19 protein-coding genes and 1 tRNA gene are annotated in these 18,856 nt (G+C 63.2%); 9 read left to right on the top strand and 11 right to left on the bottom strand.

The features are described 5' to 3' along the window. Window positions 1-90: 90 nt before the first annotated feature. The gene (locus E1956_RS32825) at window positions 91-552 is read right to left on the bottom strand and encodes a hypothetical protein (RefSeq protein ID WP_134757044.1); all 462 of its coding nucleotides are present in this window, start codon (window positions 550-552) and stop codon (window positions 91-93) included. Window positions 553-894: 342 nt separating this feature from the next. Between E1956_RS32825 and E1956_RS32820 the strand changes: the two genes are divergently transcribed. After that, window positions 895-2,016, top strand: a complete 1,122-nt coding sequence (locus E1956_RS32820; protein ID WP_134757042.1) for an NADH:flavin oxidoreductase/NADH oxidase — start codon at window positions 895-897, stop codon at window positions 2,014-2,016. On the opposite strand, the gene E1956_RS47440 is transcribed toward E1956_RS32820, so the two are convergent. Together E1956_RS47440 and E1956_RS32815 are read right to left on the bottom strand one after the other, a co-directional pair. Beyond that, a complete protein-coding gene (locus tag E1956_RS47440) occupies window positions 2,013-2,135 on the bottom strand; it encodes a hypothetical protein (RefSeq protein ID WP_256377799.1) in 123 nt (40 codons plus the stop codon). The two genes, E1956_RS32820 and E1956_RS47440, sit on opposite strands and share 4 nt — an antisense overlap. Before the next feature lie 25 nt (window positions 2,136-2,160). Next, window positions 2,161-2,529, bottom strand: a complete 369-nt coding sequence (locus E1956_RS32815; RefSeq protein WP_134757040.1) for a response regulator transcription factor — start codon at window positions 2,527-2,529, stop codon at window positions 2,161-2,163. A gap of 718 nt (window positions 2,530-3,247) precedes the next feature. Between E1956_RS32815 and E1956_RS32810 the strand changes: the two genes are divergently transcribed. After that, window positions 3,248-5,185: an ATP-binding protein gene (locus E1956_RS32810; protein WP_134757038.1), complete on the top strand. Its 1,938-nt coding sequence runs from the start codon at window positions 3,248-3,250 to the stop codon at window positions 5,183-5,185. 159 nt (window positions 5,186-5,344) lie between these two features. Here E1956_RS32810 and pstS read toward each other — a convergent pair whose 3' ends face one another. From pstS to E1956_RS47435, 3 genes are all read right to left on the bottom strand, one after another. Continuing rightward, a complete protein-coding gene (pstS, locus tag E1956_RS32805) occupies window positions 5,345-6,337 on the bottom strand; it encodes a phosphate ABC transporter substrate-binding protein PstS (protein WP_197732933.1) in 993 nt (330 codons plus the stop codon). A gap of 92 nt (window positions 6,338-6,429) precedes the next feature. Beyond that, window positions 6,430-7,923 (bottom strand): MFS transporter, encoded by a 1,494-nt coding sequence (locus tag E1956_RS32800; protein ID WP_197732932.1) that lies wholly within the window; start codon window positions 7,921-7,923, stop codon window positions 6,430-6,432. 238 nt (window positions 7,924-8,161) lie between these two features. Then, the gene (locus tag E1956_RS47435; RefSeq protein ID WP_256377798.1) at window positions 8,162-8,284 is read right to left on the bottom strand and encodes a hypothetical protein; all 123 of its coding nucleotides are present in this window, start codon (window positions 8,282-8,284) and stop codon (window positions 8,162-8,164) included. 263 nt (window positions 8,285-8,547) lie between these two features. On the opposite strand from E1956_RS47435, the gene E1956_RS32795 reads away from it, so the two are divergent. The 3 genes from E1956_RS32795 (at window position 8,548) to E1956_RS32785 (ending at window position 10,856) form a co-directional block, all read left to right on the top strand. Then, on the top strand, window positions 8,548-8,925 hold the full coding sequence (locus E1956_RS32795; protein ID WP_134757937.1) for a CidA/LrgA family protein: 378 nt from the start codon (window positions 8,548-8,550) through the stop codon (window positions 8,923-8,925). Then, window positions 8,922-9,665 carry an LrgB family protein gene (locus tag E1956_RS32790; RefSeq protein ID WP_134757035.1) on the top strand — a complete coding sequence of 248 codons (744 nt, stop codon included), beginning with the start codon at window positions 8,922-8,924 and terminating at the stop codon, window positions 9,663-9,665. The genes E1956_RS32795 and E1956_RS32790 overlap by 4 nt, the downstream gene beginning before the upstream one ends. 69 nt (window positions 9,666-9,734) lie before the next feature. Beyond that, window positions 9,735-10,856, top strand: a complete 1,122-nt coding sequence (locus tag E1956_RS32785) for a porin (protein ID WP_134757033.1) — start codon at window positions 9,735-9,737, stop codon at window positions 10,854-10,856. A 282-nt stretch (window positions 10,857-11,138) separates the two neighbouring features. On the opposite strand, the gene E1956_RS32780 is transcribed toward E1956_RS32785, so the two are convergent. The 4 genes from E1956_RS32780 to E1956_RS32765 all read right to left on the bottom strand — a co-directional run bounded on the left by E1956_RS32780 (window position 11,139) and on the right by E1956_RS32765 (window position 13,277). After that, a tRNA-Leu gene (locus tag E1956_RS32780) sits at window positions 11,139-11,223 on the bottom strand. 175 nt (window positions 11,224-11,398) lie between these two features. After that, window positions 11,399-12,232: an alpha/beta fold hydrolase gene (locus tag E1956_RS32775; protein ID WP_134757031.1), complete on the bottom strand. Its 834-nt coding sequence runs from the start codon at window positions 12,230-12,232 to the stop codon at window positions 11,399-11,401. 21 nt (window positions 12,233-12,253) lie between these two features. After that, entirely contained in the window at window positions 12,254-12,553 is a 300-nt protein-coding gene (locus tag E1956_RS32770; protein ID WP_028220942.1) for an AzlD family protein, read from the bottom strand. Next, window positions 12,546-13,277 carry an AzlC family ABC transporter permease gene (locus tag E1956_RS32765; protein ID WP_134757029.1) on the bottom strand — a complete coding sequence of 244 codons (732 nt, stop codon included), beginning with the start codon at window positions 13,275-13,277 and terminating at the stop codon, window positions 12,546-12,548. The genes E1956_RS32770 and E1956_RS32765 overlap by 8 nt, the downstream gene beginning before the upstream one ends. A gap of 134 nt (window positions 13,278-13,411) precedes the next feature. Between E1956_RS32765 and E1956_RS32760 the strand changes: the two genes are divergently transcribed. From E1956_RS32760 to E1956_RS32745, 4 genes are all read left to right on the top strand, one after another. Next, the gene (locus tag E1956_RS32760) at window positions 13,412-13,870 is read left to right on the top strand and encodes an Lrp/AsnC family transcriptional regulator (RefSeq protein WP_028220944.1); all 459 of its coding nucleotides are present in this window, start codon (window positions 13,412-13,414) and stop codon (window positions 13,868-13,870) included. 201 nt (window positions 13,871-14,071) lie between these two features. Beyond that, the gene (locus tag E1956_RS32755) at window positions 14,072-14,779 is read left to right on the top strand and encodes a GGDEF domain-containing protein (protein WP_134757027.1); all 708 of its coding nucleotides are present in this window, start codon (window positions 14,072-14,074) and stop codon (window positions 14,777-14,779) included. A gap of 247 nt (window positions 14,780-15,026) precedes the next feature. Beyond that, a complete protein-coding gene (locus tag E1956_RS32750; protein WP_134757025.1) occupies window positions 15,027-17,261 on the top strand; it encodes a PA5441 family protein in 2,235 nt (744 codons plus the stop codon). Between the two features lie 8 nt (window positions 17,262-17,269). Continuing rightward, complete coding sequence (locus E1956_RS32745; protein ID WP_134757023.1) at window positions 17,270-17,992, top strand: DUF3142 domain-containing protein; 723 nt, start codon at window positions 17,270-17,272, stop codon at window positions 17,990-17,992. Window positions 17,993-18,016: 24 nt separating this feature from the next. On the opposite strand, the gene E1956_RS32740 is transcribed toward E1956_RS32745, so the two are convergent. Beyond that, the gene (locus E1956_RS32740; RefSeq protein WP_134757021.1) at window positions 18,017-18,787 is read right to left on the bottom strand and encodes an SDR family oxidoreductase; all 771 of its coding nucleotides are present in this window, start codon (window positions 18,785-18,787) and stop codon (window positions 18,017-18,019) included. Window positions 18,788-18,856: the final 69 nt, after the last annotated feature.

Genomic DNA, 18,856 nt, shown 5'->3' with positions numbered 1-18,856 from the left:
AAGCCTGTCGAAACGCACCCTGCACGGCGCGAAAGCCATAGCGTATGGCGAATCAGAATGCCCGTTTGCCAAAGCCTGTCTGAATTGTTCTTAATTCCTTGCCTGCCGTGCGAAGCGCCTGCTCAATAGCGAGATCAGACATAGCGTCTTGAGCACGCACTCGGTGAGCAACACCATAAAAATCGGTTTGGATATCGCAAGGGCCGAAGGGAGCGCCGGCCCCACCGCCAGCACACTCGCGCAGCAAAGAAACGCAAAAATCCCTCGCCAATATCGCTTGGCGAGGATCGCGAGGATGCCCGCACCGACCCATATCGCTTTCGCAACAACGACCGCGCACATTGCAGTCGAATCCGGGCTCGCTATGTTCAGCTCGATCCATGCCAGTGCCAGCGACCACATGCACACGGCGAGAATAAGCAGCCGTGGAACACAGTTCCATTTCCACGCGCTATGGGTACGAAGCGGCTCTGCATAGGCGCTCAAAGCGCTCCCGAAATCCGGAATGCTGGTGTCGCCAGTCAAGGCAGGTTGAATGTCTTCCAGATTCATGATCGTGCTCCGTTTCAGGTCAAGGCCGCACGCCTCGGTTCCCGCACCCTGCCCGCAGAGCGGTGGTGCGTGGCACATAGCGACCTGAGAGCATTATTCGCGGCAATACCTGAAAAGTCGTCAATGGCCGGATTAATCGGTCTGACGAGTGCTGAACGGAATTCAAACGCCCCAACGTTCCCCATTGCGTCGCACTCAATGCGGTCTCGCCTTTGAGTTCGTCAACGCGTTCTGGCCAGATCTCTTCACATCTCTTCAGTTGTGTCGCGCCTGCCGTAAAACCACAATCTCCTGAACGAGCGCGCGAATCGTCCCGCCCAAGTCCCTCCGAAGGAAAACGAAATGAATTCCATGCTCTTTTCGCCAGTATCTGTCGGCCCGGTCCGCCTTGCGAACCGCATCGTCGTTTCACCGATGTGCCAATACAGCGCCGACGATGGTTGCGCGAACGACTGGCACCTGATGCACCTCATGCAGCTCGGCATCTCCGGGGCGGGTCTGGTCGTACTCGAAGCGAGCGCCGTCGAGCGTCACGCGCGCATCACGCATGGATGTCTTGGCCTGTACAACGACAGCAACGAAGCCGCGCTGGCACGCGTGATGGCCGCGGCGCGAAAGGTCGCGTCCGAAGACACGCGCTGGGGCATACAGATCAATCACGCCGGCCGCAAAGCCTCGGCGCAGCGCCCATGGGAAGGCCGCGGCGCGCTACAGCCACACGAAGATCCGTGGCCCACGCAAGCGCCCTCCGCACTGGCCGGGGGCGAAGGCTGGCACACGCCTGCCGCGATGACGCGCGAGGACATGACGCGCGTGCGCGACAGTTTTGTGGCGGCGGCGAAACGCGCCGCGCGCCTCGGCTTCGACGTCGTCGAGATCCACGCGGCGCACGGCTACCTGCTTCACCAGTTCCTTTCCCCCGTGGCGAACCATCGCGACGACGCGTTCGGCGGGGACCTGGCCAATCGCATGCGCTTTCCGCTGGAAGTGGCGGCCGCCGTGCGCGAGGCGCTGCCGCCCTCGGTCTCGCTGGGCCTGAGAATCACGGGATCGGACTGGCTGCCCGAGGGCATCGACGTGCAGGAAACGACCACCCTTGCGCTGGCGTTGCAGGCGCTCGGCGCCGACTACGTCTGCGTGAGCACGGGCGGCATCGCGCACGCCCGCATTCCGGTCGCGCCCAACTACCAGGTGCCCTTCGCGGCCGCGGTGAAAGCGGGCACGGCCATGCACACGCGCGCGGTCGGCATGATCGTCGAGCCCGAGCAGGCAGAGGCCATCGTGGCCGAAGGCAACGCCGATTCGGTCGCGCTCGCCCGCGCCTTGCTCGACAATCCACGCTGGGTATGGCATGCCGCCGAGAAGCTTGGCGCTGAGGATTCGGTGTCCTATCCGCCTCAATATGAACGCAGCAAGCGCGGTCTGTGGGCGGGCGCGAAGATCGCACGCCCGAATGCGTCCTAGCGTTCGACGCAAGACTGCATGAGGCCGGCAACGGCTTCGCTCCCGCGCCGGCGCAGCCCGGCGCCGTCACGCGACGAAACACCGGCGGGCGACCACGCGGCGATCGTGTGATCGGTCATCCTCGGCGCCACGCCTGCTCCCACATCAGGAAGCAGTACCTGTAGAGAAGCCCTCGATCAACTCGAGAATCTCATCGGAAGAAAAGGGCTTGTGCAAGAACGCACGCGCGCCCTGTTCAAGCGCTCGCTCAACGGACTCTTCGTCGCCATGCGACGAGATAAAAACCACGGGCGCGGCGACGCCCCGCTCGAGCAGCTTGCGCTGCACTTCGAGCCCATTCACTCCCTTCAACTCCAGGTCCAGCAGGATGCAGGCGGCGGCGTCCGGCTGGCCAGTGGCGAGAAAGTCCTCCCCGGAAGCAAACGGCGCTGCAATATGTCCCGCGGATTTCAGCAGGCTCGACAAACTCTTGCGAATCAATGCGTCGTCGTCAATGATGCAGACAATGGCCATTTAATTTAAACCAGATGTGGGTCGCGATACGGCGCCGACTACATGCAGCTCGCGGTTGGCGGTGCCGATAGTGTCACGCCATCGGCAAGGATCGCCGGGCGGCCGCCATTGCCCGATGGTCGCACGCAATGTCCGCTGCCTCGAAAATTGTACATTTGCCTCGCTCTCCACACGTCCACCGGCGCCTTGCGGCACGGCCATCCTGCCAGGTTCGCCACGCCGTTCATCGGAAGGCGACGTTGCATCCGGGCTCAAGCGTATGCTAATGCGCAAACGGATCCTGAACCATTATGCTTAAGTCTAAACACAAGTCGGCCTGGGATCCGGACCGTGCCTGGCGCTCATGTGTCCCGCTGTCCGGCTATCGGCAGTCAGCGCTGAATACTCATTCTGGTGCAAAGCCGAGGCGGGCGGCGTGAATCAAAGGCGCTTTCATAAAGATTAATATCCGGCTTTCATCTTTTGAACACAAGGCAAGTTATTAAAAATCCTTAATACGCCATTTAACTTCCTCCACTCAGAACGATTCACGACGCGCCGATCGATAAAACTATATGATTGGAGCAAAAGCCGGATCACGGGGGTATGATGAAAATCCAACGGACACCCGGTCACCCCACGTCCTCATATAACCCGCAGGGCCAATACTCATGCGCGTCCCCCTGAACACGTCGCATGTTGACCTCTGCATTGCGCTCGACAGGGCATCTCGTCCAACATGACCTCATTCCTGGGGCCAGAATATCGCCCGGCACGCTTGCCACACATTCTTGCTCACGCACATCCTTACTGGAAGCGGCGGCACATTACGCGCACGCAATTTGCGTACACGGCGCTAGTCTGGATCGCCGGCAGCTTGGCGCTTGCGGGCACAACGTGGGTATGCTTTCAGTCGCACGTCGATATCTCTACCGCGAGCCTGATCTTGCGGCTGGTTGTCGTCGTGCTGGCATTGTTCACCAGTTTCTTTTCGTCATTTTTATTCGCCATCCTCGGCGCGACACTCCTCGACTATTTTTTCACGAAGCCGCTCTTTCATCTGAGTGTCTATCGTCGGGAAGATGTCGTCGCGCTCCTGACTTTCACGATAACCACGCTCGTCGTCAGCGCGCTCATCCGCTATATCCGTCTGCTTGGGAACGTGCAGCGTGAACAGGCCCGCCTGTTGGACCTCACGAACGACAGTATTTTCGTTCGTGACGACGGCGACATTATCCGGTACTGGAATCGCGCTGCCGAATCCCTCTACGGCTGGAAACGCTCGGAAGCCATCGGCAAGCACGCATACACCCTTCTTGCGACAGTCTTTCCTTGTTCATTGGAAGAGATCAACCACGCTCTCTTCCAAACGGGCCACTGGGAAGGGGAACTCGTTCATACGACACGCGACGGTGCGAAGCTCGTGCTTGCGAGCCGCTGGTCCGTGCAAATCGACGCCAATGGCAAGTTGTGCGCGATACTCGAAAGCAATACGGATATTACCCGCCGCAAACAGGCCGAAGAGGCGCTGCGTCGCAGCGAAGCCGAATTTCTGGCTGAAGCACAACGGCTGAGCCAGACCGGCAGTTTTGCCTGGAACACCCAAACCTCAGCGGTTTCATGGTCAGCGCAAACGTTCCGTATTTTCGAGTATGACGCAACGGTGCCCCCGTCGATCGAGCTGTTTTTTGCTCGACTGCACCCCGAGGATGCGACATCGGCTCGTTCCGCATTCGCAACCGCTGTGGCAGCGAAGCGCCACCTCGACCTCGATACGAGATTGCTCATGCCCGATGGTGCGATCAAGCATGTGCACGTCGTGGCGCACGCGCTGGAGACCGCACCGGCTGGCGTGCAGTACATCGGTGCGGTCATGGACGTCAGCGCCGCACGGCGGGCCGAGGAGCAGATTCGCTCGACTCAGGCCGAACTGGAGCGTATTTCGCGGGCGACCGTTCTCGGCGTGCTGAGTGCGTCTATTGCGCACGAGGTAGGTCAACCGCTCGCTGCGATCATGACATTTGGACAAACCGCTCAGCGCTGGATCGTGCGTGAGCCGCCGGAGCTCGATGAAGTGCACGGATGTCTTGATGGCGTCATTGCGAGCGCCACGCGTGCGTCCTCCATTGTGCAACGCGTGCGCGACATGACTTCGCGCACCACCGCACAGCGCGAACTGCTGAACCTGAATGACGTGGCGGACGAAATGGCCGCCTTGCTCAGCTGGGAGCTTTCCCGCCACGGCATCGAGTTGCAGTTCAAACTCGCCCAGAGCCTTCCTCCGATACTGGCCAACCGCATCCAGTTGCAGCAGGTCTTGATGAATCTGCTCGTGAACGCCATGCAGGCAATGTCCGGATCAGCAGGCGAACAGCGCAACATTATGGTCGAGTCGCGTCTGGACGACAGCGGCCACGTAACGGTCGCAGTTCGGGATTCGGGACCGGGCATTCACACCGATGATCTGCAGCGGCTATTCGAGGCTTTCTATACAACCAAGTCGGCGGGAATGGGCATGGGGCTCTCGATCTGCCGTTCGATCGTCGTCTCGCACTGCGGACGCATCTGGGCAGCCAATAATGCGGACTGCGGCGCGACTTTCAGCTTCAGCTTGCCACCGGCACGAAAACCGGCGGCGCAGGAGACCGGCGACAAGACCTGTCCGAGCGCACCCTAGCGCAATCTTGATGATCAGCTATCCTGTGCATCAGGAGATGACGTTTCAATACAGGGCCGTTCAAGCTACCCATGCGCGCGCGCAGATAGCGGCTTCGCCCGAAAAACAAAACCCCATGCACCGAAGCGCATGGGGTTCGTCAGCCGTCCACAAAGCGACTTACTTGATCGTCTCGATCTGCGCCTCGCTCAGTCCGCGGATGAAATCCGGCAGCGGAATGAAGCCGACCGGCTTCAGATAGTTTGCAGCGTTCCCGCCCGTTGCCGAGATCGCCCAGCGCAGGAAAGAACGTAGTGCTTCGGCCGTGGCGGCGTCGTGCTGCGATGCCGCGACCAGCGCATATTCGTAATTCACCAGCGGATAGCTCCCGGCGCCCGGCGCGTAGATCAGGCTGATACGCTCATAGGCCGGCGTACGCTTGCCCAGTTCGGTCGCGCCGGCCGAAATCGACTGCGGCGTGGGAAGCAGGAACTTGCCGTCCTGATTCTTGATCATGGCCGTACCGATACCTGCCCTGGCGATCTTGTCAGCGTAACTGATCCCGACGTAACCGATCGAATAAGGCGTGGTCGCCAGCGTCTGCACCATGCCTTCGTTGCCGGTCGCGGTCTTTTCCCCGTCGACGTTCGGCCACGCGACGGTCGTGCCGTAGCCAGGACTGTTTTCCCAGGTATCGGCGGAAAAATCGAGGAACTGGGTAAAGATGAAGGTGTCGCCCGAGCCATCGGCGCGGCGGACCGGAATGATTGCGTGGTGCGGGAGCGCCACGCCGGGATTCATGGCCCTGATCGCCGCATCGTCCCATGCGGTGATCTTGCCGAGATAAATCGCAGCCAGTGTCGGGCCATCGATTTTGAGGTTCGCGGCCTTCACGCCCGGCAGGTTGTAGTTGATCGTCTGCGCGGAGATCGCCAGCGGGATGTTCAGGATATCCGGATGCTGTGCCGCCTCTTCGTCGGACAGGTAGGCATCGGACGTCCCGATGCGTACCGTGCCTTTGATCGCTGCTTCGATACCGGCAGTGGAGCCGGTGGCGGACGCGGTCAACGCGGTATCGGGCGCGACGCTCTTGTAACCGGTGATCCACGACTGAAACAGCGGATAAAGCAGGGTCGAGCCGCTTTCCGGCAGCGCGATCGTGCCCGCCTGCACGACGGGGGCAGTCAGCGCCAGGGCGAGGACGCCACCGGCGAGACCGCGGAAAAATGGGTTCGTCATGTTAAGGAGTCTTCTCGCTGACTGGCTTAGTGGCCGATGCTGTCAAGGTTGACGCCGTTCGTCTCGATGCGGAACACCCACGTCACGACGGCGCCCAGGAGCGCGGAAATGACAAGCCCATAAAGCAGCGACTTCGTACCGATGCTGACGAGCAGGAGCGGGAAGCCATAGGTGGTGGCGACTGCGCCCACTTTGCCGATCATGGCCGCGAAGCCGGCGCCCATGCCACGCACCTCGGTGGGGAACACCTCGCCCGCCAGCAGGTAGGTTTGTGCGTTGGGTCCCAGATTCGTCATGAAGTTGAACAGCATCACGCCGGCCATGATCAGATTGAGCCGGAGCGCTTCGGGTGCGCCGATGGACATCGACGCGATAGCCAGGCCGACCGCGCAGCCGATGAAACCGAAGATCTGCAGCTTGATGCGGCCCAGCTTGTCCGATAGTGCGATGGCGAAAATGATGCCGACGATCAGCAGCGACGTCGTGAGCGCTGCGGCCTGGGCGGAATGGATGCCGCTCGCGATCAGGTCGGCGGGGCTGCGGATCTTGTCCGGGCCTTTGCCGAGCGCGGTGGCGATCATGGTCGGCGTAAACACGCCGATCCCGTAAGTGCCGAGATCCTGCAACAGCCACGGCAACGACGAGAACAGCGTGGCGCGCAGGTTTTTGCCCTTGAAGAGCGCCAGCAGCGTCGGCTTGCGTGCGGCGTGACTGGCTGCCTCATGACGCTTCAGCGCGATCTTCGCCGGATAGGCCGGCGTGCGGTGGAGCAGGCGCGCGACAGCTTCTTCCGCTTTCTCGTGATGACCGCGAATGGCCAGCCAGTTGGCGCTTTCCGTGATGAAGAAGCGGCCCACGGTGATCAGGATGGCCGGCACCAGCGCAGTGGCATACATCCAGCGCCAGGCGTCGAGGCTCGGGTAAACCATCAGCACGACGGCACCGACCATGATGCCCGACATGGCGCCGATCGCCTGAAAGGCAAAAGCGCCGAGCACGAGGCGTCCACGCGAGGCGCTCGGAATACTCTCGGAAATGATCATGTGCGCGGTCGGATAATCGCAGCCGAGCGCCATGCCCACGCCAAACAGGCAGATCACCAGCGAGAGGAAATTGCCCACCATGATCAGCAGTGCCAGGAACAGGCAGAAGATGATCATTTCGGCAATGAACATGCGCTTGCGGCCGAAATAGTCCGACAGTCCGCCGAGCAGGATCGTACCGACCAGAATGCCCGCGAGGCTGGCCGAAGTCACCAGGCCCGCTTGCGAAGCGTCGAGATGGAATTGACGCGTGATCAGCGGCACGGTAACGCCGCCCATGAACACCACGAACCCTTCAAAAAACTTACCGAACGCGGCGAGCGTCCAGATCAGCCACTGCATGCCTGTCATGGGCTTGGTTTTGAGCCGGGTTCCGTCAGCCCACAACGGCAATTCGTCGATATATTCCTGGACGGTTTTAGTCTGGGCATGCACGCCCGGCTTCAACGTCGTCTTGTTTTCAGTCGCTGATGTCATGAATGTGCCCTGGAACTCACCGAACGGGGTTTATACAATAGCGATATAACACGTTGGTGACAGTGTTCATCGCTTTCAATCTGCCTGTGCCGGCCCACTGGACTATCCTGCACCCGGAGAATAATTTCTCTCGATCAAAATTGATCTGGGACTTTTATGATGATTTGCCGGATCGAGATCGATTGACCCACTGCTGGTCGACGATTTTATTCTGAATTGCGCTACCGAAATCCGCTGTTCATGCGGTCTTCTGATCGCACCATTTCAGCGCTTCGATCCTCCGCTCGCGCATTACGAACTTCTGCGCTTTCCCCGTTACCGTCATCGGCAGCTCGTCGAGGAACCGGATGTAACGCGGCATCTTGATCTCTTTCGTTCAAAGCATGCGTCTTCGAGCCGTCCGGCCCCCTTCGACCGGCGTCGGTTGCACTCGAAAACAAGTTGGGTCCGCTCAGCTTTCCTAAGGATTTTTTAGAACTGGTTCAATACAATGACTTTGCGAAGAGCTGGCTCACTGGCTATTGGCTCGACGACTCGGTCAACGCAGTCTGCGGACCTCAACCAGGAGAACGCGTTCAATTCAAACGTGGGCTCTGGCTTTCACATCGATCCTGGAGTCCGATCATGGACACGCTATGTGCCCTTGCTTCGCTGCTGGTATTTCAGTGCCTCGGTGAGGGCGTGTCGTACGTGCTCAACCTGCCCATACCCGGTCCCGTCATCGGCATGCTCCTGTTGCTCGGCTTTCTGTCGATTCGCCCGCGAGCGGCTGGCGTCATTGAACCCACCGCGCTCGAACTGCTGCGTCATCTGTCTCTGCTGTTTGTCCCTGCTGGAGTCGGCATCATGGCTTCCGCGGGATCGGTGAGCGGGCAGGTCACTGCGATCGTCGCCGCTATCGTGATCAGCACGACGCTCGCGATCGTCGTAACCGCGCTGGTGACCCGCGCCCTCCTGCGCCGGAAGCAACGCACCGCCGCCACGAACGGAGTCGCGCCATGACCTCGATCCCAAAGATCGGCGCCATCTGGGTCTACCTCGAGGCAACGCCTCTGCTTGGCCTGACGCTCACGCTGCTGGCCTACCTGTTCGCCATGACGGTGTACGCGAAGGCACGCTACAACCCGCTCGCCAATCCGGTATTGATCACCGTTGCGCTCGTCGTCGCGCTTCTTGAAGTCACGCATACCCCCTATGCCACTTATTTCCAGGGGGCGCAGTTCATTCACTTTCTACTCGGCCCCGCAACCGTGGCCCTCGCAGTGCCGCTCTATCGGCAGTGGTCGAACCTGAAGCAAGCGGCATGGCCCCTGCTTGCTGGCCTCGTTGCGGGATCCCTCACGGCGATCGTCTCCGCTGTCGCCATCGCGAAACTACTCGGCGCCTCCACGCAAACGATCGCTTCGCTGGCTCCGAAATCGGCGACCACCCCCATTGCGATGGCGGTGGCATCCGAACTCGGTGGCCTGCCTTCATTGACCGCGGTACTGGTGATTTCCACCGGTGTGCTGGGCGCGGTCACCGCGCGCCCTATCCTCAACCTCCTTCGCGTCACGGAGGCCGAGGTTCGCGGCTTTGCACTCGGCGTGGCGTCGCACGGCATAGGGACCGCACGTGCATTCCAGGTCAGTGAGCAAATGGGCGCCTTTGCAGGGCTCGGAATGGGCTTGAACGGCGTGTTCACGGCGATCGTCGTGCCGATCCTTCTGCCTTTTCTCACGCGATGGCTTCAGGCCCACTAAGCGCCGATACCGGGCAGGTTTCGAACTGCGCACGGAAATCCCAACCTCAATGTGTCAAGACCGGTCGTCATGAACAAAACCGCCGCACGTACAGCCATTCTGGTGATCTGGACCGTTACTCAAGCAGCCAGCCGCTGCGCACTGGCTCAAAGCAGTGTGAGCCTGAGCGGCGTGATCGATGGCGGTATGACCTATGTGAGCAACCAGCATGGCGGTGCGACTACGCTGTTCGATAGCGGCATCTTGACCCCCACGACGTGGACGCTTCGTGGTGGTGAAGATCTCGGGGACGGCTTCAAGGCGCTGTTCGAACTGACATCGCAATTCGACCTGGGGAGCGGCGCGACGATACCGGCGAGCGGCGAGATTTTCAACCGCAGCGCCTATGTCGGACTATCCAGCACGAAGTTCGGCTCGATCACGCTAGGCAACCAGTATGACTTCATGTTCGAGACGCTGGCACTCGGACGATACGACGGCGCTTTGCTGTTCGGTGGCCTCTACGATTTCCGGCAAGGGCCTTTCGCGGCACTCGGCGTGCCGAACAACCCCACGGGTGCGTTCGATTTCGACCGCATGGCGGGGGCCACTCGCGTGCCGAACGCTGTCAAATACCGTAGTCCCGATATCGAGGGATTGACGTTCGGGTTGCTGTACGGGTTCGGCGGCGTCCCGGGCTCCTTCTCCGAGGATTCCACGGTCAGTGCCGGTGTCAATTACGAGCGCGGGCCGCTAGGCGTGGGGGCGGCCTACGTCGAAGTGAAATATCCACAACTGGGCAATGGCCACGACGGCATCCGGAATTTCGGCTTTGGTGCGCACTACGATTTTGCGCGCGTGCTGGCGATGCTGCTCTACACGAATACGAAGAATACCGCGAGCGGTGCCGAAATCAATGTCTATAAAGCCGGAGCCTTCTGGCACGTGGCCGGGCCGTGGACACTCGGGCTCGACTATCAGTACATGCAAGGCAATGCGGTACTCGAAAACAATCGGGCCCAGCAGGTCACGACAGCGCTGCAATACAACTTCTCAAAGCGCACCCTCGCCTATGTCGAAGGTATCTACCAACGAGCGGCCGGCGACGGTCTGACCGCGCAAGCATGGATCAACGGACTCAACCAGCCAGACGGCGGTTCGAGCAACCAGACCCAGGTGCTTGCACGAGTCGGGCTACAGATGAAATTCTAGATTGCGCCTGCCGCGCAGGGACGCTTCGTCGACATCAGCCATTGATGCCAGGTCGATCGACAGCGCTTTGGCAAGAACACGCTACCGGGCAGACCTGAATCGATATGAAGACCTGCGCGACAGATGCAGGCACAACGGCACGGCTGCAATCGTCAGGCGCACCCTGATATCGGGGTCGCCGTCTGAGGAAAGTGGGGCCGCCCACCCCAGCAACAAAAAACCCGCGCGGCCTAACGCCAACGCGGGTTTCAGGATTCCGGCGGAGGATGCCGGAACAGATCTTGGTGCTCAGAGCGGGACTCGAACCCGCATGCCTTTCGGCGCTACCCCCTCAAGATAGTGCGTCTACCAATTTCGCCACCTGAGCAAGAGGAACGGGATTGTAGCGACTCATTGCAGATTTTTGAAGACCTGCATCGAAAAAATTTTCAGGCTCGTGAAGCGTCTTCGCACCGATCGATCTGGCACCGCTATCTCGCGGCACATCGGCCACGCAAGCACCTGTGCAATGACACACACGCAAACGTGCCCCGCATGCGCCCTCAGCCATCAACCTCGCGCAGGAATTCCGCCACCATCTCCGCCACCTTCGCCTCCTGCTCGCGGTGCGGAACGTGGCGCACGCCTTCCATGATCGCCGCGCGCGCCGGGCCGCTCACGCGCGCCGCGATCGTCTCGGGATGCACGCGCGTGCCGTACTCGTCCAGGCTGCCGTGGATCGCGAGCGTGGGGCACTGCACACGCGGCAGCACTGCATCGAGCGACCAGTCGGCGAACTCGGGCGAGAGCCACGTCTCGATCCACGCGTCGAGCACCCATTGCGTCTTCTCGCCGTGGTAACGGGCGAGGCGCGCGAACTGCGCGGGATCGCGAAACTGCTCGCGCGCCTCGCGTATGCCCGCCAGCGTGCGGTCTTCCGCGAAGGTCTGCGCCGCCTCGGTCACGAGCGCGACGCAACGCTGCGGGTGCTGCGCGGCACACTCGATCGCCATGCCGCCGCCCACGCTATGACCGAACGCCACGAAGCGGTCGATCCCCATCTGCTCGCACAGCGCCGGAAAGAAATGCTGCGCCTCGTCGCGCACGAACTCGGCGCCCACGCGGTCCGTGCGCGCGTCGGAAGCGCCAAAGCCGGCGCGGTCATAGGCAATCACGCGCCGTTTGGTTGCGCGCGCAAGCGTCTGCGCAAAGGTGCCCCACAGCGTGACGCAGCCCAGCGAGTCGTGCAGCAGCACGATCGGCGCACGGTGCGCGAGCGCGTCGTCGGTCAGGTCCCGCGAACCATCGGGCTCCCAGCTGCGTGCAAACAGCCGGCCCGTTGCGGTCTCGATCCAATGGTCCTGCGGGTTCTGGGTAGTGGCTTGCGTCTCGCTCATGCTCGTTCAGTGCTCGATGGTTTATCCGATCAGGTGCCGCAGGATGCCCGCTGACGCAACGCCGACGATCACCGTCGGCAGCAGCGAGAACCGCGTCGCAGCAAACAGTGTAATCGCAAGCGCGAGCAGGTCCGCGGGATGGCGCGACACGAAAGCCGGCGCGATCACCGAGATCAGCACGCAGCCCGGCACGTTTTCCATCACTGCGCGCATGCGCGGGCTCAGCGTTCGATCGCGCAGCACCACGTAGCCCAGAATGCGCGTGAGGTAGGTCGTGGCCGCCATCAGCACGATGATCGCCACGGTGCTGGCGTCAAGCATCGCGCGGCTCCATCAGCACGGCAGCCGCCAAACCGGCGCAGGCGCCCGCCGCCACGTACCAGGCGCCCGGCACGAACAGGTAGGTGACGGCCGCCACCGCGAGGCTCACGAACCACGGCAGGCTCGCACGCGCGCCCTTCCACATGCCTTTCAGCAGCACCAGAAAGACGGCCGTGAACGCCATGTCGAAGCCATACTGCTGCACGTCCCCTAGCACGGGGCCGAGCGCCGCGCCCAGCGCCGTGAACGAGACCCACGTGAGCCACAGATTGATCGCGACGCCCAGGTAATACGCCATGCTGATGCGATCGGCGCCGCGCGCCTTCGCGTCGGCCATCGCCATCGCCCAGCTTTCGTCGCACATCAGGAAGAGCGAGGCCAGCGCGCGCCGCAACGGCACGTGCCGGAGGTACGGCGCGAACGCCGCGCCCATCAGGATATGGCGGGCATTGACGAGAAACGACATCGCCACGATCAGCGCGATATGCGGCGGCGACGTCCACAGGTGGATCGCCGCGAACTCCGATCCGCCGCCGAAGTTCATGCCCGTCATCATCGGCACCTCGAGCAGGCTCATGCCCTTTTGGGTGGCCTGCGCGCCCAGCACCAGCGCGAACGGGACGAAGCCCATCATGACGGGCAGCGCCGCGCGCATGCCGCGCGCGACTTCCGACGAGTTATACGATTGCCGCGCGCCGGCGGACTGTCCAGGGATACTGCTCATTGACTTTACGACTCCTGCAAAGGACGCCTATTTTCTGCCCAATGCGTTCGAATCGGGTTGCGTTGTTGCCATTTTGTAAAGAGAATTTGGCATTCGGTGCCAATAACCCCACGGATTTCGGTATGGAACACCAAATGAAGCTCGACGCCATCGATCGGCGCATCCTCAACGCCCTGCAACGCGACGGGCGTTTGCAGAACGTCGACCTCGCGCAGCAGGTCGGTCTTTCGCCCTCGCCGTGCCTGCGGCGCGTGCGTCTGCTCGAGGAAGCGGGCGTGATCGAGAAGTACGTGGCCGTGCTCAATCCGGCCAAAGTGGGCAAGGCGCTAACCGTGTTCGCGCGCGTCTGGCTCAAGGGCCAGGACGCCCAGACGGTCGACCGCTTCGCCGAGGCCGTGCGTCAGTTCCCCGACGTGGTCGAATGCCATCTGATGGCCGGCGACTGCGATTTCCTGCTGCGCATCGTGGCCGCCGATCTCGACGAATACCGGCGCTTCCAGATGGAGTACCTCACGCGCATTCCCGGCGTGCAGAGCGTGAAAACCGATATTCCGATGCAGAAAATCAAGCTCACTTCCGAGATTCCGATGTGAGCGTGGGTGTCGGCCGTGTCTCAGCCGGGTCTCAAGCGGGCGTCAGGGAATCGTCAACGCAAAATTAACAATGTCTGACAGTAGCCGACGAAATACCGACACATAATGAGATAAAAGACGGACCGTCCGCCGAGGCCCCGCTGTCACAACAGGGCTGGCCGGATGGCCGAAACAGGCTTCATCGCCACATGCTGAGACCACATGTCCAACAACAACGCCCAGCCAAGGCGCGCGAGCTTTGTTGCGCGCGCAAGATCGCATTCCCCGCCGATGATCGGCCGCAAGGCGCGCGCCATTCGCGTGCCGCCGCGCCCGCTCGCCCGCAGCGAGCGGCTGCGCCTGATCCGGCGCATTCGCGAGCTGGAGGCCGAGAATTCGGCGCTTGCGCAACTGACGATTACCGATTCGCTGACGGGCGCCTATAACCGCCGCCATCTCGAAGCGGTGCTGGCGAGCGACGCGCGCCTGCGCGAGCGCACGCATAGCGCCGCGCTGTGCGTCTTCGACATCGACAACTTCAAGGCCTTCAACGACACCTACGGCCATAGCGCCGGCGACCAGGTGCTGCGCGCCGTCGCGCGAGCGGTCATGCGATGCCTGCGCGCCGGAGACGACTTCCTCTTCCGGCTGGGCGGCGACGAATTCTGCGTGCTGCTGTTCGTGAACGCCGCGCCCGAGGCGCTGCGCATCGTCAAGCGCATGCAGCGCGCGGTGAAGGCGCTGCTGCTGCCGCAACGCGAGATGGCGCGCCGAGCGCTCACGATCAGTTTCGGCGTGGCATGGCGCGGCAACGATGGGCGCAGTCCCGAAGCGCTGGCTAGCCCGTGGGACATGTATCTGCGCGCGGACGCGATGCTCTATGACGCGAAGCGTGCGGGACGCGACCGGATCGAGTTTGCGGCGGTGTAGGACGCGCGTGCCGGGCGCGCGGTCCCCGTGCGAGACGAGACGTGACGTGAATCGTCGCATTTGACCGGCACTCGGCCGCCGTTCGGCCCACATCGGGCTATTTGCAGCCGCGCGATTCGCCGTTTGGCTATAGTACGGAGCGCCGTTTTTCCCGCCACGGCAATCCCAACGGCCAGGCGTGTCGGGCCGCTTCGCGCCGGTGGCTGGAACAAGCGAATTCGCTCAACTCCACTCCGGCACAAGAACAATGCGAAGAACCCCGTTGCTGCGCCCGCTGCCGGCCGCCACGCTGGCGGCAAGCCTGCTCGCCCTGCTGCCCGCCGCCCCCGCCTGGGCAAGCGGCGACATGGGCTGCTACCCCAACGCCACGCTCAGGCAGCCGGCTTACTCGTGCGGGGGCGTGCCGATCCTCAGCCCCGGCAACGACACCCGTATCAACGCGATGCTGCTGATGACCGAGAGCAGCAAGCTCGCGCAAGTCTTTCCGGACCCGAAGACGGTCCCGGCCGCGGACCTTCCGAACCGGCTCATCGTGCCGTTCCTGTACGACTTCTCGGGCTGGATCGACATTGGCCAGAAGCAGCCGGACTCGGCCAGCGATGCGAGCGATGCAAGCGATACGACCGATGCAAACAGCGCAGCGGGCGGCAACGGCCAGTCCAGCACCTACGCCGATGGCGAAGGCAACATCTGCCGCAGCGTGGCCTCCGGCGACAAGGCCTTCAACGACGCGCTCAACGCCGCGAATGCGCTCCCCGCCGACGACGCCGCGCGCTTGCGCGCGGCGCGCGCCACCGTGGCGAAAGCCTGCGCCCCGGGTGGCGCCGATGCCGCCTGGACGAAACCCACCGGCCTCAAGTCGGCGCTCGGCCAGCAGTTCGCAACCTACCTCGACGGCGCACAAGCGTTCTATCGCCAGGATTTTTTCCCGGCCACCAGCGCGTTCGCCGGCGCGTCGCACAGCGCCGACCCGTGGCTGAAGGAAGCCGCGCTCTACATGGCGGGCCGCGCGCAACTGAACGCCGCGCAAGCCAACGCGTTCAGCGCGGACAGCACCACGCCCGAGCGCGCCAACGTGACGAAGGTTTCGCTCGACGCCGCGGGCACGGTGTTTCGCGCCTATCTGCGGGTCTATCCGCATGGGCGCTACGCGGCATCGGCGGCGGGGCTGCAGCGGCGCATCGCCTGGCTCGACGGCAACGCGACGCAGCAGGCCGCGCTTTACGACAAGGCCTTCGCGCACTGGTCGCCGGGCGCCTCGAACGTGCCGCTCTCCCAGCTTGCGAACGAGCTGGACAGCAAACTGCTGCTCGCCTCCAACGTCGATGCGAGCCAGATCCAGTCGCCTCCGGTGCTGGCCACAATCGACTTGATGCGCATGCGCGCGGCCGGCGATTTCGATTCGGGCGAGCGCAAGCCGCTCATGCTCGCGGAACTGCAGGCGCAAAAGCCGCGCTTCGCCGGCGCGCCTGCCTTGCACGACTATCTGCTGGCGGCGTATCACGTGTACGTCGACCACAAGCCGGCCGAGGCGCTCGCCTTGCTGCCGCAGTCTCCCAGCACGCCGCTCGACTACTTCGCCCTGAGCCAGCAGACGCTGCGCGCCTTCGCGCTCGAAGACAGCGGCCAGGCGGGAGAGGCCCGGCAACTCTGGCGCACGCTGATCCCGCTCGCGCAATACCGCTTGCAGCGCGAGGGGCTGGAGCTTGCGCTCGCCATCAACCTGGAACAGGCGGGACTCGTGAGCGAGGCATTCGCCGAGGACTCGCCGGTGCGCAACGCCGGGATTCGCGCGGTCCTGCTCCAGCACACGGCCAATGCGGATCTGCTGCGCGCGCAGGCGCAGAATCAGGCGACCAGTGGCGCGCTGCGTGACATCGCGCTCTACACGCTGCTCTACAAGGAATTCACGCGCGCGCACTACGCCGAATTCATCGCCGATCTCGCGCTGATTCCGCCAACGCCCGCCGATGCGCTCAAGCCGTTCGCCCTGCCCCGTGTCGCGAACAACGACGGCTACGCGTGCCCTTCCGCACGCGAGATCGCGGCGACGCTGCAGCAGAGCCCCAGCGACCCGAAGGCGCTGAACTGCCTCGCCGAATTCGTGCGGGCCAATCCGCCCGCGTTGGGTCTGGGCGAAGACACGTCGGTCATGCTGGCCACGTCCCCCACGCCCGCCAGCACGGCCGCCGGCACCGCCGCCCCGCCCGCGCCGGCGACGCTCGGCAGCGCGCCGTCGCAATTCCAGGGCAAGGCGTATCAGCGGATGACGAGCTACCAGAGCGTGATCGCCATGACGCAGGCGCCAGCCGACGACCGCGCCTACGCGCTCTATCGCGCGATCAACTGCTTCGCGCCGGCGGGCTACAGCGAATGCGGCGGCAACGACATTGCGCAGGGCACGCGCAAGCGCTGGTTCAATGCGCTGAAGAGCGCTTATCCGCGCAGTAAATGGGCGCAATCGCTCAAGTACTACTGGTGAGCCCCGGTGTGAAGCGGCTCTTGTGCGCCACGCTACTGCTCTGCGCGCGCGTGGCGTGCGCCGGCACCGTCGACCCCGCGCATTACGACGCGTTCTGGCTGTGGGCGGGCGTGAAGCCCCAGGCGGTGTTGCACGGCACCCGCACGGTCTATGTGCTGCAAGGGCAGATCGAGGCGTCGCCGCGAGACGAAGCCCAGGTGCGTTTCATCGCGCAGGGCGTCACGGTGCCGCCATTGCCGCATGCCCGCATGTGGCTCGTCTACCGCGCCCATACACTGCGCTGGACGCCGCGCGTCACGCAGATCATGCTGGCCCAGCTCGCGCGCTGGCGCGCTTCGGGCCGCACGATCGAGGGCATCCAGATCGACTTCGACGCCCGCACGCTGCATCTTCAGGACTACCTGGCTTTCCTCCGAACGCTGCGCGAGACGCTGCCCGCCGATTGCCGCCTGAGCATCACGGGCCTGCTCGACTGGAGCAGCCGCATCGACACCGACCAGGTCAACCGGCTCAGGCAAATCGTCGACGAGGTGATCGTGCAGACCTACCAGGGCCGCAGCACGATCCCCGCCTACGCCGACTATCTGCCGCGCGTCGCACGCCTGCAATTGCCGTTTCGCATCGGCCTGATCGAGGGCGGCCAGTGGGATGCGCCGCCGTATCTCGCCGCGAATCCCTGGTTTCGCGGCTATGTCGTGTTCCTTCGCAACAAGCCGTCCCAAGCGCGCTGAGCGAACGCGCGCACACCCCGCTTCTCAGATCGACTTCACCTCGCCGCCATCCATCCTGAGCGTCGTGCCCGTCATCCAGTGCGCGGCGGGCGAAACCACGAAGGCCATGAGCTCGGCGATTTCCTCCGGCGTGCCATAGCGCGCGATGCCCGCCTCGGCGGGAAAGCGGGCCGTCGCCTCCTCCACGCTCATGTTGTGCAGCGGCGCCCAATGCTCCAGATACGACTGGCGGCGCCCCGTCATCACCGGCCCGGGCAGCACGCTGTTGACCTGCACGCCGTCGGCAATGCCGCGATCCGAGAACGCCTTGGCAAGCGCCACGATGGCCGCGTTGATGGTCCCAACCGCCGCATACGGCGCCTTCGGGAACAGCGCCGAGTTGCCCGACATCAGCACCACCGAGCCCCCACTCGACTTCAACGACGGCCACGCCGCTATCGTCAGGCGCCGCGCGCCGTGCAGCTTCAACACGAGGCCGCGCTCCCACTCGTCGTCGGTCATCTCGAACACGTCGATCTGCGGCACCGCGCCCGCGATATTGAGCAACGCGTCGATCCGCCCATACGCCGCGAGGGTCTGGGCCACCACCTCTGGCGCAGCCTCGGGCTGCGAAAGATCGACATCGATCACGAGCGCCCGCGCGCCTGCCTCGCTCACCGCCGCGGCCGTCTCTTCAAGATGCTCGCGGCTGCGCGCGACCAGCGCGAGCGCGTCGAAGTCCCGCGCGAGACGAACCGCCGTCGCGCGCCCGATACCCTGGCTTGCGCCCGTGACAATTGCAACTCGACCAACCATGATGCTGCTCCTCGTGAATCGTGGAATCAGGCTCGCAATGGCGCACGGCGCAAGCCGTTGCGCCGCTCG

The sequence above is a fragment of the Paraburkholderia pallida genome (assembly GCF_004524855.1).
GTDB classification, from domain to species: Bacteria; Pseudomonadota; Gammaproteobacteria; order Burkholderiales; family Burkholderiaceae; genus Paraburkholderia; species Paraburkholderia oxyphila.
The sequence above is the reverse complement of the archived record's forward strand: the minus strand, read 5'-3'. Positions and strand labels throughout refer to the sequence as shown.